14 protein-coding genes and 1 pseudogene are annotated in these 13943 nt (G+C 74.2%); 3 read left to right on the top strand and 12 right to left on the bottom strand.

The window, feature by feature from the left end; genetic code table 11:
- Positions 1 to 251: 251 nt before the first annotated feature.
- The 5 genes from JQN84_RS13670 to JQN84_RS13650 all read right to left on the bottom strand — a co-directional run bounded on the left by JQN84_RS13670 (position 252) and on the right by JQN84_RS13650 (position 4949).
- Complete coding sequence (locus tag JQN84_RS13670) at positions 252 to 854, bottom strand: hypothetical protein (RefSeq protein WP_372445975.1); 603 nt, start codon at positions 852 to 854, stop codon at positions 252 to 254.
- Entirely contained in the window at positions 845 to 1387 is a 543-nt protein-coding gene (locus JQN84_RS13665; protein ID WP_204958711.1) for a hypothetical protein, read from the bottom strand. The genes JQN84_RS13670 and JQN84_RS13665 overlap by 10 nt, the downstream gene beginning before the upstream one ends.
- 95 nt (positions 1388 to 1482) lie before the next feature.
- Positions 1483 to 3843, bottom strand: a complete 2361-nt coding sequence (locus JQN84_RS13660) for a sodium-translocating pyrophosphatase (protein WP_204958710.1) — start codon at positions 3841 to 3843, stop codon at positions 1483 to 1485.
- Positions 3844 to 4158: 315 nt separating this feature from the next.
- Positions 4159 to 4593, bottom strand: a complete 435-nt coding sequence (locus JQN84_RS13655) for an ATP-binding protein (protein ID WP_204925977.1) — start codon at positions 4591 to 4593, stop codon at positions 4159 to 4161.
- Positions 4593 to 4949, bottom strand: a complete 357-nt coding sequence (locus tag JQN84_RS13650; RefSeq protein WP_145917498.1) for an STAS domain-containing protein — start codon at positions 4947 to 4949, stop codon at positions 4593 to 4595. The genes JQN84_RS13655 and JQN84_RS13650 overlap by 1 nt, the downstream gene beginning before the upstream one ends.
- A gap of 132 nt (positions 4950 to 5081) precedes the next feature.
- On the opposite strand from JQN84_RS13650, the gene sftH reads away from it, so the two are divergent.
- The 3 genes from sftH to JQN84_RS13635 all read left to right on the top strand — a co-directional run bounded on the left by sftH (position 5082) and on the right by JQN84_RS13635 (position 8601).
- Entirely contained in the window at positions 5082 to 7472 is a 2391-nt protein-coding gene (gene sftH / locus JQN84_RS13645; protein WP_307821203.1) for a DEAD/DEAH box helicase, read from the top strand.
- Positions 7473 to 7639: 167 nt separating this feature from the next.
- The gene (locus tag JQN84_RS13640; RefSeq protein WP_088643464.1) at positions 7640 to 7843 is read left to right on the top strand and encodes a hypothetical protein; all 204 of its coding nucleotides are present in this window, start codon (positions 7640 to 7642) and stop codon (positions 7841 to 7843) included.
- Positions 7844 to 8022: 179 nt separating this feature from the next.
- Positions 8023 to 8601 (top strand): LURP-one-related family protein, encoded by a 579-nt coding sequence (locus JQN84_RS13635; protein ID WP_204958708.1) that lies wholly within the window; start codon positions 8023 to 8025, stop codon positions 8599 to 8601.
- Between the two features lie 233 nt (positions 8602 to 8834).
- On the opposite strand, the gene JQN84_RS13630 is transcribed toward JQN84_RS13635, so the two are convergent.
- From JQN84_RS13630 to ssd, 7 genes and pseudogenes are all read right to left on the bottom strand, one after another.
- Positions 8835 to 9212, bottom strand: coding sequence for an Rv3654c family TadE-like protein (locus tag JQN84_RS13630; protein ID WP_281901100.1), 378 nt, complete (start codon positions 9210 to 9212; stop codon positions 8835 to 8837).
- 242 nt (positions 9213 to 9454) lie between these two features.
- Positions 9455 to 9799 (bottom strand): annotated as a pseudogene (locus tag JQN84_RS13625) (TadE family type IV pilus minor pilin); the annotation flags it as partial.
- Complete coding sequence (locus tag JQN84_RS13620) at positions 9796 to 9963, bottom strand: DUF4244 domain-containing protein (protein WP_013283643.1); 168 nt, start codon at positions 9961 to 9963, stop codon at positions 9796 to 9798. The gene JQN84_RS13620 and the pseudogene JQN84_RS13625, both read right to left, overlap by 4 nt.
- Before the next feature lie 26 nt (positions 9964 to 9989).
- Entirely contained in the window at positions 9990 to 10715 is a 726-nt protein-coding gene (locus tag JQN84_RS13615; protein WP_204958706.1) for a type II secretion system F family protein, read from the bottom strand.
- Complete coding sequence (locus JQN84_RS13610; RefSeq protein WP_204958705.1) at positions 10715 to 11530, bottom strand: hypothetical protein; 816 nt, start codon at positions 11528 to 11530, stop codon at positions 10715 to 10717. The genes JQN84_RS13615 and JQN84_RS13610 overlap by 1 nt, the downstream gene beginning before the upstream one ends.
- Complete coding sequence (locus JQN84_RS13605) at positions 11527 to 12732, bottom strand: TadA family conjugal transfer-associated ATPase (RefSeq protein ID WP_204958704.1); 1206 nt, start codon at positions 12730 to 12732, stop codon at positions 11527 to 11529. Before JQN84_RS13605 ends, JQN84_RS13610 begins: the two co-directional genes overlap by 4 nt.
- Positions 12729 to 13832 carry a septum site-determining protein Ssd gene (gene ssd, locus JQN84_RS13600; RefSeq protein ID WP_204958703.1) on the bottom strand — a complete coding sequence of 368 codons (1104 nt, stop codon included), beginning with the start codon at positions 13830 to 13832 and terminating at the stop codon, positions 12729 to 12731. Before ssd ends, JQN84_RS13605 begins: the two co-directional genes overlap by 4 nt.
- Between the last annotated feature and the right edge of the window lie 111 nt (positions 13833 to 13943).

The raw sequence follows: 13943 nt of genomic DNA, 5'->3' as shown, positions 1-13943 counted from the left end.
CCACGGTGACGACGTCGGCCCTCCGACCTGGGCGAATCCCGGTGTTCACGGAGTGAGACGACCAGCATACTGTCCGCGATCCCGTCCATGATCGGACACCCCGCCCCGTCCCGACTGATCGACTCCGCATCCGGTCGCTCCGATACCGCAATGCGGCCCCCGTCGAGTCGATCACCACCCGGCCCACGGGTCGCGGCGGGCAGCGGCGGGCCCGGGCGGGACGGTCACGGCCAGAGGCCCGGGCAGGGGGGTCACGGCCAGAGGTCGGCGGGGGCGGCCGGCGGGCGGTCACCGACCAGCTCGGCCAGCCGGGCCAGCCGTCGCCCACCGATCCGGTACGCCGGACCACCCGCCTCCACCTCCACCAGCGCCGCCGGCAGACCCACCACCGCGAGCGCCGCCCGCACCACCGGCCACCACGGCTCGTCCCGCCGGTCAAGGCGCAGCAGCAGCCCGGCGTCGTCGGCCGCCCCGGCGGCGGCCAGCCACAGCCGCAGCCGCCGCCCGTGCAGGTGGAACCGGGGCGGTGGTCGCTTGACCCCACCGGGCAGCCAGGCCGTCGCCAACGGCGCCAACGTGGTCAGGTACGGGGTGCGCACGACATAACGCTGCTCCCCGGTCGACTCCCAGCCCGCCGCGAGCCCCCGCCGGGCCAACTCGTCGACGAGCACGTGCACCCGCCAGGCCGCGTCCACCCCGACGGACAACCGGGCGGTACGACCCATCCGGTGCACCTCCCCCGGGCCGGCGAGCAGCCCGGCCAGGTCGGCGACGGACGGATCGGCCGCCTCGGTGCCGAACAGCGAGAGCTGACGCCCCGGTTCCCCGGGCGGGTCGGCACGCCTCAGCGACACTCCGGAACCTCGTCGAAGGCCTGTTTGAGCTCTGTCGAGTTGAGTCGCCCGGTGTCCAGCGCGCTCGCGTCGTACTCCTGGTTGAGCGTGTCGACCGCGGCCTGGACGCCGTCGTAGAAGGCGGCGGCCCGGGTGGTGTCCAGGGCGTCGATGGTGTCCCCGGCGCGGCCGTAGGCGTCCCTGATCTTCGCCAGGGAGGTGCGGAACCCCTTCGACACCTCGTCGCCGTGGTCGGTCTCCGGGATGCCGGCGTCGGCGATCCGGCGGCGGGCCGTCTCGCTCGCCTGCTCGGCGCCGCCGAAGAGCCGCACCAGGTTCTCCTTCGCCTGCGCCGGGGTGGTCTGCGCGGTCATCTGCTGGTGGGTGCTGCTGGTGAGCTTGCTGATCTCGGCCCGCCAGGGGGTGAGCGCCTCGCAGACCGACGCCGCCCAGGCCCGGGGGCTGGGCCCGCCACCACACCCGGCCACGACGAGTACGACCGCGACGAGGACCACCGTGAGCTTCCCGGCGTCACCCGCCCGACACGTACGCATGCGTTGCAGCGTACGGCCTCCGGGCGATTGCGCCAGCGGTCAGGTTTCACGGCGCAGCGGGCCCCCGCAGGACCGGGGACCCGCCGCGTCGTGACTCAGGCGTTGGCGGCTTCGACCCGCTTCGGGTCGTTGCCCGTGCCGGTGCCGCCACCGTCCGGGGTGGAGTCCATGGCGACGCCCTTGCGCTTGCTGAACACCACCGCCGCGACCACGATCAGGGTGGCGACCACCGCGACCGTCAGGCGCAGCGGGGTGTTCCGGTCGTCGCCGACGCTCCAGGCCACCACGGCCGGCGCGATCAGCAGCGAGACCAGGTTCATCACCTTGATCAGCGGGTTGATCGCCGGGCCGGCGGTGTCCTTGAACGGGTCGCCGACGGTGTCGCCGATGACCGTCGCCGAGTGCGACTCGGAACCCTTGCCGCCGTAGGAGCCGTCCTCGACGAGCTTCTTGGCGTTGTCCCACGCGCCACCGGAGTTGGACAGGAAGACCGCCATCAGGGTGCCCGCCCCGATCGCCCCGGCCAGGTAGGAGGCCAGCGCGCCGGGGCCGAGGCCGAAGCCGACCGCGATCGGGGCGAGGATGGCCAGCAGGCCGGGGGTCATCAGCTCGCGCTGCGCGTCCCGGGTGCAGATGTCGACGACCTTGCCGTACTCGGGGCGCTGGGTGCGGTCCATGATGCCGGGCAGCTCACGGAACTGCCGGCGGACCTCCATCACCACCGCGCCGGCCGAGCGGGACACCGCGTTGATGGCCAGCCCGGAGAAGAGGAAGACCACCGCCGCACCGATGATCAGACCGACCAGGTTGCGCGGGTTGGCGACGTTGAGCGCGTTGAGGATCTCGCTGGCGACGTCCCCGACGCCCGCGTCGGAGTACGCGGTGCTCAGCGTGTCGGTGTACGAGCCGAACAGCGCGGTGGCCGCGAGCACGGCGGTGGCGATCGCGATGCCCTTGGTGATCGCCTTGGTGGTGTTGCCGACCGCGTCGAGTTCGGTGAGGATCCGCGCGCCGTTCTCGTCGATGTCGCCGGACATCTCGGCCACGCCCTGCGCGTTGTCGGAGATCGGGCCGAAGGTGTCCATCGCGACGATCACGCCGACCGTGGTGAGCAGGCCGGTGCCGGCCAGCGCGACCGCGAACAGCGACAGGGTGATGGAGCTGCCGCCGAGCAGGAACGCGCCGAAGACCCCGGCACCGATCAGCAGGGCCGAGTAGACCGCCGACTCCAGGCCGACGCTGATGCCGGCGAGGATGACGGTGGCCGGGCCGGTCTGCGAACTCTTGCCGATGTCCTGCACCGGACGCCTGTTGGTCTCGGTGAAGTAGCCGGTCAGCGCCTGGATGGCGGCGGCCAGCACGATGCCGATGACGACCGCGCCGATGGCGACCACGCGGGGGTTCTGGTCGACGTCGGTGAGCCCGCCCTCCAGCTCGCCGAAGCTGGCCGGCAGGTAGAGGAAGGCGGCGACCGCGACCAGCACCGCGGAGATGACGGCGGAGAGGTAGAAGGCCCGGTTGATGGCGGTCAGGCCGTTGCGGTCGGAGGGGCGCAGCCGGGTGATGAAGACGCCGACGATGGCGATCAGCACCCCGATGGTGGAGATGATCAGCGGGAAGACCAGCCCGTCCTCGCCGAACGCGGCGCGGCCGAGGATCAGCGCGGCGACCAGCGTCACCGCGTACGACTCGAAGAGGTCGGCGGCCATGCCGGCGCAGTCGCCGACGTTGTCGCCCACGTTGTCGGCGATGGTGGCGGCGTTGCGCGGGTCGTCCTCGGGGATACCCTGCTCGACCTTGCCGACGAGGTCGGCCCCGACGTCGGCGGCCTTGGTGAAGATGCCGCCGCCGACCCGCATGAACATGGCGAGCAGGGCGGCACCGAAGCCGAAGCCCTCCAGCACGGTCGGCGCGTCGCCCTTGAACAGCATGACCACGAGCGCCGCGCCGAACAGGCCGAGGCCGACGGTGAGGAAGCCGACCACGCCGCCGGTACGGAAGGCGATCTTCATGGCGGCTTCCCGGCCACCGGCCGCCTCCCGGGCGGCGGCGGCGACCCGCAGGTTGGCCCGGGTGGCCAGCCACATCCCGGCCCCGCCGATGAACGCGCTGAACAGGGCGCCGACCACGAAGAACGCGGACCGGCCGATCTTGACCGCCAGTTCGCTGCCGTCGGTGTCGTGCACCGGTAGCAGGAAGAGCAGTACGACGGCGACGACCACGAAGATCGCCAACGTCCTGAACTGCCGGAGCAGATAGGCGGAGGCGCCCTCCTGCACCGCGCCGGAGATCTCCTGCATGTTGGTGGTGCCCTTACCGGCTGCCAGCACGGCCTTGGTCAAGGCGGCGGCGAAGACGAGTGCCACCAGCGCGATGACCGCGGCGATGACGACGTACGTCACGTTCTCTCCGGTGAGGGACAGCGCGCCGCCTTCGGCGGCCAAGGTCCCGGACATCTATGTCCTCCTGTACCGAACACTGTCGCGCCGGCCAGTGGACGTATGACCGACGCCTGGATGCGGTGGCGCACGTGCTCCGACCCGCCGCCACGGAAGATGATCAACATCCATATCCGCTGGCTGCGGGAACGATCACGTACTGACAACCCACAGACTGTAGCCCCGGCCAGTGTTGGAGGTCACACCTGGGGGACGCCGTGTCCGGATGATCTCTGTAACTGTGTTATGAGGAAAAATCTGATATAGGAGGCCATCGACGCCGCGAGGCCGCGACCCACCAAGGGTCACGGCCTCACATACGTACAGTGACGATCAGCGACCGACCGGCCACACCATCCGGACCTCGGTCCCGATCCCCTCGGCCACCGGCCGCACCTGGAGGTCCTCCACGAAACCGGCGAGCAGCGCGAAGCCCACGCCCGTGGTCAGCGCCTCGTCGGTCAACGCCTCGTTGGCCAACTCGTCGGCGTTCAACGCGGCCAGGCCCAACCCCGCCTCGATCGGCGCCCGGTCCACCACCCGCACCGAATACGCTCCGGAGTCGGACATCTCCACCAGCACCGGGTCGGCCAGCCCGTACTGGTGGTGCAGGGCGACCGCCCGGGTGCACGCCTCACCGATGGCCAGCCGTACCTCGTCGAGCAGATCCTCCCGGACCCCGGCCCGACGGGCCACCGCCACACCGACCAGGCGGGCGGTACGCACGTGCACCGGCGCCGGCGAGAAGGAGAGCCGGACCGTCGCCATCACGCGCCGGAGCCGGTGGGGTCGGCGGCGATCGCCGCGTCCACCGTCGGGTGCAGGGGGAAGACCTGGTCCAGGGCGGTGATCCGGAAGATCTTCAGCAGCGGCTCCTTGTCACAGACCAGGGCGAACGAACCCCCGGCCGACCGCAGCCGCTTCAGGGCGCCGACCAGCACCCCCAGGCCGGTGGAGTCGAGGAAGTCCACCCGCCCCAGGTCGACGACCACCCGCCGGGCCCCGCCGTCGATCAACTCCAGGAGCCGTTCGCGCAGTCGGGGTGCGGTGTAGACGTCCACCTCACCGCCGACCTCGAGCACCGTGTGCTCCCCCACGGTGCGGGTCGCCAGCGACAGCTCCATCAGTCCTCCTCCGAGAGCCGTAAACTCTCCTGGGCATCTAACCATCCCCGCCGGACGGCCCGGCGGGGTCACCGGCGGCGGCTCCTCCATACCCACCGGCCCGGTTGTTCAGCACCGAACACCAGTGCGAGAGTGCAGGACGTGAACCCCGCAGCCACCGCGACCGCAGGCCCCGGCACCGGGCGGGGCCCGGCCGAGCTGCTGCACCGGCTACGGACCCGCCATCCGCTCGACCCGGTCACCCACGTCGAGCGGGTACCGGCCCGCGCCGGGCAGCAGGCCCCCTGGCCGCAGTGGGCCCCCGAGGAGCTCCGGGCGGCGTTCGCCCGACGCGGCGTCACCGCCCCCTGGCGGCACCAGGCCCAGGCCGCCGAGCTGGCGTACGCCGGGCAGCACGTCGTCGTGGCCACCGGCACCGCGTCCGGCAAGTCCCTGGCGTACCAGCTCCCGACGCTGGCCACGCTGCTGGCCGACCCCCGGGCCACGGTGCTCTACCTGGCCCCCACCAAGGCCCTCGCCGCCGACCAGCTGCGCGCCGTCGCCGGCCTCGACCTCGACGGGGTACGCCCCGCCACCTACGACGGGGACACCCCGCGCACCGAACGGGAGTGGATCCGCCGGCACTCCCGGTTCGTGCTGACCAACCCGGACATGCTGCACCACGGCCTGCTGCCCGGCCACACCCACTGGTCGGGGTTCCTGCGCCGGCTGACGTACGTGGTCGTCGACGAGTGCCACACCTACCGGGGCGTGTTCGGCTCGCACGTGGCGCACGTACTGCGCCGGCTGCGCCGCCGGTGCGCGCAGTTCGGCCGTACCCCCGTGTTCCTGCTCGCGTCGGCGACGTCGGGTGACCCGGCGGCGACCGCCGGGCGGCTCACCGGCCTGCCCGTCACCGCCGTCACCGAGGACACCTCGCCGCGCGGCGGGGTCACCTTCGCGCTCTGGGAACCGCCGCTGCTGCCGCCGCCCGCCGACGTCGGGGCCGTCGCCGACGACCTGATCCAGGTCCGCCGGTCGGCGCTGCGGGAGACCGCCGACCTGCTCGCCGACACCGTCGCCGAGGGGGTACGCACGCTCGCCTTCGTCCGGTCCCGGCGCGGCGCGGAGGTGGTCGCCGCGAACGCCCGCCGGGCGCTGGACGAGGCGGTGCCCGGCCTCGGCGAACGGGTGGCCGCCTACCGGGCCGGTTACCTGAAGGAGGAACGCCGGAAACTGGAACGGGCCCTGCTCCACGGCGACCTGCTCGGGCTGGCCTCGACCAACGCGCTGGAACTCGGCGTCGACCTGGTCGGGCTGGACGCGGTGCTGATCTGCGGCTGGCCGGGCACCCGGGCGTCGCTGTGGCAGCAGGCCGGCCGGGCCGGGCGCTCCGGCGACGAGGCGCTCGCCGTGCTGGTGGCCCGGGACGACCCGCTCGACACCTACCTGGTGCACCATCCGGAGGCGCTGTTCGGCCGCCCGGTCGAGGCGACGGTGCTCGACCCGGCCAACCCGTACGTGCTCACCCCGCAGCTCGCCTGCGCCGCCGCCGAGTCCCCGCTCACCCCGGCCGACCTGGAGCTGTTCGGTGACGGGGCGAAGGAGGCCGTCGACGAGCTGGTGCAGGCCGGTGACCTGCGGCAGCGGCCCACCGGGTGGTACTGGCGGCACCGGGAACGCCCCGAGATCGACCTGCGTGGCGAGGGCGGGGCGCCGGTCTGCGTGGTGGAGGAGTCCACCGGACGCCTGCTCGGCACCGTCGACGGCGGCTCGGCGCACTTCCTCGTCCACCCGGGGGCGGTCTACCTGCACCAGGGCGTCTCGTACGTGGTCGACGCGCTGGACCTCGACGACGGGTGCGCGCTGGTGCACGCCGAGGAGCCGGACTGGTCCACCCACGCCCGGGACGTCACCTCGCTCTCCGTGGTGTCGGTCCGCTCGTACCGGGACGCCGGCCCGGTCGGGCTCTTCCTCGGCGAGGTGGACGTCACCAGCCAGGTGGTCTCCTACCAGCGTCGCCGGATCGCCTCCGGCGAGGTGATCGACACCCGCCCGCTGGACCTGCCGGCCCGGGAACTGCGCACCGTCGCGGTCTGGTTCACGCTCTCCCCGCAGTCGCTGGCGGCGGCCGGGGTCGAGCCGGCGGACGTGCCGGGGGCGCTGCACGCCGCCGAGCACGCCGCGATCGGGTTGCTGCCGCTGATGGCCACCTGCGACAGGTGGGACATCGGCGGGCTCTCCACCGCCCTGCACCCGGACACCGAGGCACCCACCGTGTTCGTCTACGACGGCCACCCCGGCGGGGCCGGCTTCGCCGAGCGGGCCTACCGGACGGCGGCGGCCTGGCTGGGTGCCACCCGCGACGCCGTCGTCGAGTGCGGCTGCGAGTCGGGCTGCCCGTCCTGCGTCCAGTCCCCGAAGTGCGGCAACGGCAACAACCCGCTGTCCAAGTCGGGCGCGGTCCGGGTCCTCGACGTGGTCCTGGCCAACCTGTCCGCCATCGCCACCGCGCCCGCCCAGCCGGGCCCGGCCGACCGGTGACGGGGACCCGGCCGGCGGTCGTGTCGTGGGTGGCCGCCATTGACTCCCGGGATCGCGCTTGAGCGCAACGACATCTGGGCATTGATGCATGGGAGCGCTTCCATCGATAATCGGAAGTGCCCTCCCAGCGCCGACCCCGCCGTTCATGCCGACCCGGAGGAGAAGCCGTGGCCGACACCATCGCCGAGACCGTCGACCTGCTCTACACGATCGACCAGGACAATCTCACCCCCGACCAGCTGATCGCGCTGGGTGCCGCCCTGGCCAGCCTGGCCCAGGCGGAACGTCTGGACCAGATCAACGAGCGGCTGCGGGGCATCCACCAGGTGCTCAACACCTGGGCGCTCAAGGCGACCGCCGACGGACGCTGACGGCGGCGACCGACCGGCGACGGCGGGCGTCGACGGGGGTCGGCCGCCGGCCGACGGCGGGCGCTGACCGAGTTGGCCGCCGGCCGGCGGCGGGCATCGACAGGGGTGGCCGCCGGGCGCTGACGGGCGCTGGTCGGAGGGTTGTGCGAGACTCCGGCGCACCCTTCGGAGGAGTTCTCATGCAGTTGGACAGTTTGCAGGCACAGCACCAGTTCCACGTCCGGCAGCGGATCCGGATGATGGTCAACCAGTACGAGGTCCGGGCCGTGGCGGCGGACGGCACCGAGGGCGAGTTGCTGGCGTTCGCGCAGCAGAAGCGACTCGCCTTCAAGGAGCAGGTCACCATCTACACCGACGACTCCAAGCAGCACCCGCTGCTCGGGTTCAAGGCCCGGCAGCGGCTCGACCTCGGTGCCACATACGACGTGACCGACCACGCCGGCACACCGATCGGGCTGTTCCGCAAGGACTTCGCCCAGTCGCTGCTCCGCTCGACCTGGCACGTCGAGCAGGCCGGCCTGCCGGCGGTCACCGGCCAGGAGCGCAGCATGCCGGTGGCACTGCTGCGCCGGTTCGTCGACTCGTTGTCCTGGCTGCCGTACCACTTCGACTTCACCGCCGGTGGTCAGCCGGTGTTCTCGGTGATCAAGAAGTGGGGCCTGCGGGACCGCTACGTCGTCGAGGTGCCGCATCCGCAGATCGACAGGCGACTGGTGATCGCCATGGCCATCGGCCTGGACGCGCTCCAGGGCCGCTGAGCCACCCGGTTCGGGGTCGGGCCGGCCCGCCCTGTTCCGGGATGGGCCGGCCTTGATCCAGGGCGGGCCTGCCTGTTCCAGGCGGTCCCGTCCGGGGCCGGCGCTCCGGCGGGTCGACCCCGGACCGGTCACCGCCGGACCGGCCATCCCCGAACCGGTCGGCCCCGAACCGGTCGGCCCCGAACCGGTCGGCCCCGAACCGGTCGGCCCCGAACCGGTCGGCCCCGGATCGGTCAGCCTCGGACCGGGCCGGCGCGGGCGGTGGCGGTGGCGTGCCGCCGCAGCCCCGGCAGCGGAGTGACCGCCACCTCGACCGTCACCACCACGTCGAGCCCGTCAGCGCGGCAGGTGACCAGCCGGGCGGCATTGGCACGGACGAACCCGTCGGCGGTCGCACAGGCCACGCCGGCACCCTGCCGCGCCGCACCGGCCCCCGCCAGGGCACCGAAGTCGGCAGCGACCCGGGCCTGGTGTCGCGCCAGCCGGGCCGCGCCGATCGCCGCCCCGAACAGCCCGACCAGCACGAAGACCAGACCGACGGCGAGCAACAGCACGGTGGCCCCACCCCGCTCGGCGACGTCACCGCGCCCCTTCCTCCCGGGGCCCGTCACCCCGGCGCGGCGAGTGGCACGCTCGGGCCGGCATCCGCAGCTCACGAGTGTCCTTCCGGCGTGTCCGCCCCGGGTCCACGCGCAGCGGACGCCTCCGGCATTGGTGCGTCCACGGTTGGTGCGTCCGGTTCCGGTACGCCAGGTTGCCGCATGTCTGGCTGTGGTGCCTCCGGTTGCGGTGTGGCCAGTTCCGGTGCGCCTGGCTGCGGTGCGGGTTGCGGCGTGCCCGGCTGTGGTGCGCCCGGTTCGACGGCGGCGACCGTGCCGGCCTCGACGGTGAGTCGGGGCAGCCGGGCACCGAGCGCTCGGACGGGCGCGCGGACCGTCGCGATGACCCGGCCCTCGTCCACCACGATCGACACGACCGCCGCCTCCGGTGCGATCCGGGTGCCCGCACTGGTCCCGTCCTCGCCCCGGGAGGCAGCGAGCGCCGCCTCCCGGGCCGCGTCCAGGCAGGCCGCCTTCGTGGTGACCGCGTCGACGGCGGTGATTCCGGCGAACAGGAGCAGGAGCAGCGCCGGCAGGCCGGTCGCCAGTTCGGCGGTGAACGAGCCCCGATCCCGACCGGCCGGCCGGCGCGGTCTCACTTCAACGCCCGATCGATGACGGCCGTCAGCGCGGACTGCACGTTGCCCGAGGTGAGCACCTTGAGCAGGATGCCGGCGAAGGCGACTGCGGCGAGGGTGCCCACGGCGTACTCGGCGGTGTTCATCCCCGCGTCCCCGCGCAGCCGGGTGAGGAGTTTGCGCATCGCTCGTTCCCTTTCTCGATGTTGGGTCACAGCACGTCGCCGAGGACGGCGACGATCACCGGCACCAGGCCGGCGAGAATGAAGGCCGGTAGGAAACACAGGCCCAGCGGCAACACGATCAGTACGCCGGCCCGCCGGGCGGACGCCTCCGCAGCCGTGGAGCGGTCGGCCCGCAGGTCGTCGGCGACACGGCCGAGGGCACCGGCCAACGCCGCCCCGCTGCGCGACGAACGCAGTGCCGCGGCTACCACCCGGTCCGCCCCGGGCACCGGTGCCAGGTGGGCCCACGCCTCCGACGGCTCGCCGCCGAGCAGCAGCGTCCGCCCGATCCGGGCGAGTCGGGCGGCCAGTGGGCCGTCCACCGCGTCGGCCACCGCGAGCACCGACCGGTCCACCGGTGCGCCGGCCCGCATCGCCGCCGCCAGCAGGTCAGCGGCGAGCGGCAGGTCGGCGGCCTCCCGCAACCGGCGTTCCCGTACCGCAGGCGGGGTGATCCGTCGCAGCAACCGGTCCGCCACCGGGGCGGTCAACGCCCCGCCCAGCGCCCCGGGCCAACCGCCCACCAGCAGCAGGACCGCCACACCCGCCAGGACGGCCCCGAGTCGTGTCCGGTCCGGCCACCAGTCCGGTCGGCTCCGGCCCGCGCGCCGGCCGGTCAGAACGTTCCACCGCCGGCCGGCCCGGTTGCCGCGCACCGCGACCAGCAGCGCGGCCAGGACCAGGCAGCCGGCCGACAACTGCGCCGGGGACATCACCCACCCCCGCCAGGCACGACGCCCAGCCGCTCGGCCCAGAGCAACCCGCCGGCCTGAAGGCCCATCGCGGCGAGGGCACACCCGGCACCGATCGGGGTGTGCAGCAGCACCGCCAGCGGATCGACGCCGATGCCGTAGCCGAGGGCGATGCCGCCGAGCGGGAGCGCGGCAAGCAGCAGCGCGGTGGCATTGGCCCCGGCCGCCTGGGCGGCGGCACCGGCCAGTCCCCGGTCGAACGCCCGCGCGTCGGCCTCGACGCGTTCCAGGAGTTCGGCCAGGGGCGCTCCGGTCCGGTCGGCGAGCCGGACCGCCGACCGGGTCAGCCGGGCGAGCCGGTCCACTCCGGCCGGGTCGTCGCCCGGTCGCGCTGCGCCGGGTTCCTGGTTCGGCGCGGCGTCAGCGGGGACGGGCAGGCCGGCCCGCAGGTCGGCGGCGAGCGCCCCGAGCCGGTCCAGGTGGCGACGACGTTCCCGGCCGACCTGCCCGGCGAGCCGCCGCCGGTGCACGGCACGCGCCCCGAGCATCCCGTAGCCGGCCAGGAGGAGTGCGGCAACCGGTCCGGCGGCGAGGCCACCCGTACCGGCACCGACGAGACCGGCCAACAGCAGGACCCGCCTCGGCGGGCCGGACACCAGCCGACGCGCCAGCCGGCGACCGGGCGTCGACCGGTGGGGGTCGCCGGGTTCCGGTCCGGGACGTGGCGGTGCGGGGAGCACGCTGCGGCGTCGGCGTCGACTGCTGCGTACCGGCCAGGCGACCGCCAGGGCCGCGCCGGTCAGCAGGACCGCGACCAGCCACAACGGCGACGTCATGCCCGCCCCGTCGCGCCGGGTCGGGGTGCCCGCAACAGAGGCGGCACCGGCACTCCCCGGTCGCGGAGCAGGATCGCGAGACCGGGCCCGGCCGGTCCGACGCCCTGCCCACGTACCCAGGCGGGCACCACCGTCACCAGCCGGTCGGGGCCGTCGGCCAGCAGCAGGCAGATCGACTCCACCAGTCGGCCGTCGGGGCTCCGACGTACCTGGACCAACACCTGGAGCGCGGCGGTGACCTGCGCGTGCAGCGCCGCCCGGGGCAGGCCGCCGAGCAGCCCGAGCGCCTCCAGCCGAGCCGGCACGTCGGCCGGGGTGTTGGCGTGCAGGGTTCCCGCCCCTCCGTCGTGGCCGGTGTTGAGCGCGGCCAGCAGATCGACCACCTCGGCGCCCCGGCACTCGCCGACGACCAGCCGGTCGGGACGCATCCGCAGCGCCTGCCGGACCAGTTCGCTCAGCCCGATCACGCCCGCGCCCTCCACGTTGGCCGTCCGGGCCTGGAGACCGACCACGTGCGGGTGCACCGGGTGCAGTTCGGCGGCGTCCTCGACCAGCACGATGCGTTCCGTCGTCGGCACCAGGCCGAGCATCGTGTTGAGCAGGGTCGTCTTGCCCGAGCCGGTGCCGCCGGTGACCAGGTAGGCCAGACGGGCGGCCACCACCGCGGCGAGCACCGGGGCGACCGACTGCGGCACGGTGCCCTGCTGGACCAGCTCGTCGAGGGTGAACGGCCGGTGCCGGAAGGTGCGCAGCGACAGGTAGGGCCCGTCGGTCGCCACCGGAGGCAGCACGGCGTGCAACCGGGTGCCGTCGGGCAGTCGGGCATCCGCGCAGGGTGAGCCGTCGTCGAGCCGACGACCGGCGGCGGCGGTGAGCCGTTGGGCGAGCCGGCGTACGTCGTCGACCGTGCCGAGCGGCACCGCCACCTGGTGCAGCCCGGCGCCCCGGTCGACCCAGACCCGCAGCCCGTTCACGAGCACGTCGGTCACCTCGGGATCAGCGAGCAGCGGGGCGAGCGGCCCGGCACCCACCAGGTCGTCGTGCACCCGGTCGGCGATCCGCAGCACGGCGGTGTCACCGAGGACGGCGGCGGACGGTTCGGCGCGTACGGCGGAGACGATCGCCGCCGGGGTGACCGGCGTGGTGGTGTCGGCCATCCGCTGCCGGACCCGGGCAGCGAACTCCTCGGGTCGCCCGGTCACGCCGCACCCGGCACGGGCAGCCCGGTCAGGTCGGTGACCAGTTGCCGGCAGAGCGCGGCGAGCGGTCCCCGGCCGGCGGCGGCCGGTGCCTCACCGCGTTCCAGCCCCCGGCTCAGGGCAGGTTCGGGGCGTAGCGTGCCGGCGAGCGGCAGTCCGAGGGCACGGGCCACCTCGGCCGCGCGCAGCCGGCCCGGGGCGGGCCCCCGGACGATCACCCCCAGTGCGGCGCAGTGCGGAGCCGTCGCCGCGACCACCCGGGCCGCCGCAGCGGTCGCCCGCAGTTCGGCGGGCACCACCACGTACACCTGGTCGGCGGCCTGGAGGGCGAGTACGGCCGCGTCGTCGAGCTGGCGCGGCAGGTCGACGACGACGAAGTCCCGGCCCCGGCGGGCGGCGTCGAGGGTGGCGGCCATCGCCGGGGCGGGCAGGGCCAGCGGCTCGCCCCGGTCCCAGGAGAGGACGACCAGGTCGCCCCGGTGCGGCAGGGCGCGGACCAGGGCGGGCGCGTCGACCCGGCCGTCGGCGTCGGTGAGCGACGGCCAGCGCAGCCCGTCCAGGTCCTCCCAGCCGAGCACCAGGTCGAGCCCGCCGCCGAGCGGGTCCGCGTCGACCAGGAGGGTGCGCAGGTGGGCGCGGGCGGCGGTGACGGCCAGGCCACCCGCGAGGACGCTCGCCCCGGCCCCTCCCCGACCGCCGAGCACGGCGACCGTCCGGGCCGGTGCCGCCGGTTCGCCGCCGGGCGCGCACGCGGCGAACCGGTCGACCAGCCATGGTTCGGCAGCGGGCAGGGTGGCGACGTGCTCGGCCCCGATCAACTCGGCGATCTCCCAGCTCGGGTCGAGTTCCCCCGACCGTCCGACCAGCACCGTCCGGGGCCGCCTGGGCAACCGGGCCCGCAGGCAGGCTTGGGCCTGGTCACTGCCGACGAGGACCAGGGGCGCGGGAAGCCAGCGGGACCGGGCGGCGGCCGGATCGGCGGCCACCTCCACCTCGGTGCCGCCCGCTGCGGCGAGCCGCAGCAACTCGTCGAGGAGGTCGCCGTCGGAGGTGACCAGCAGCGGCAGTCGTCGGTACGGCGGAAGGGAGGTACGGGGTGGCATCACGGCCTCCAGCGCTCGGGGTTGCTGGGACAGACCCTGCGCCGTCGTCTCCGGTCCGTGCCGTCCGCGCCGCCGCCCCTGTGGACAACGGGACGACCTGTGGACAACCCC

This window comes from Micromonospora humidisoli (assembly GCF_016900955.1).
GTDB lineage: Bacteria > Actinomycetota > Actinomycetes > Mycobacteriales > Micromonosporaceae > Micromonospora > Micromonospora wenchangensis.
The sequence above is the reverse complement of the archived record's forward strand: the minus strand, read 5'-3'. Positions and strand labels throughout refer to the sequence as shown.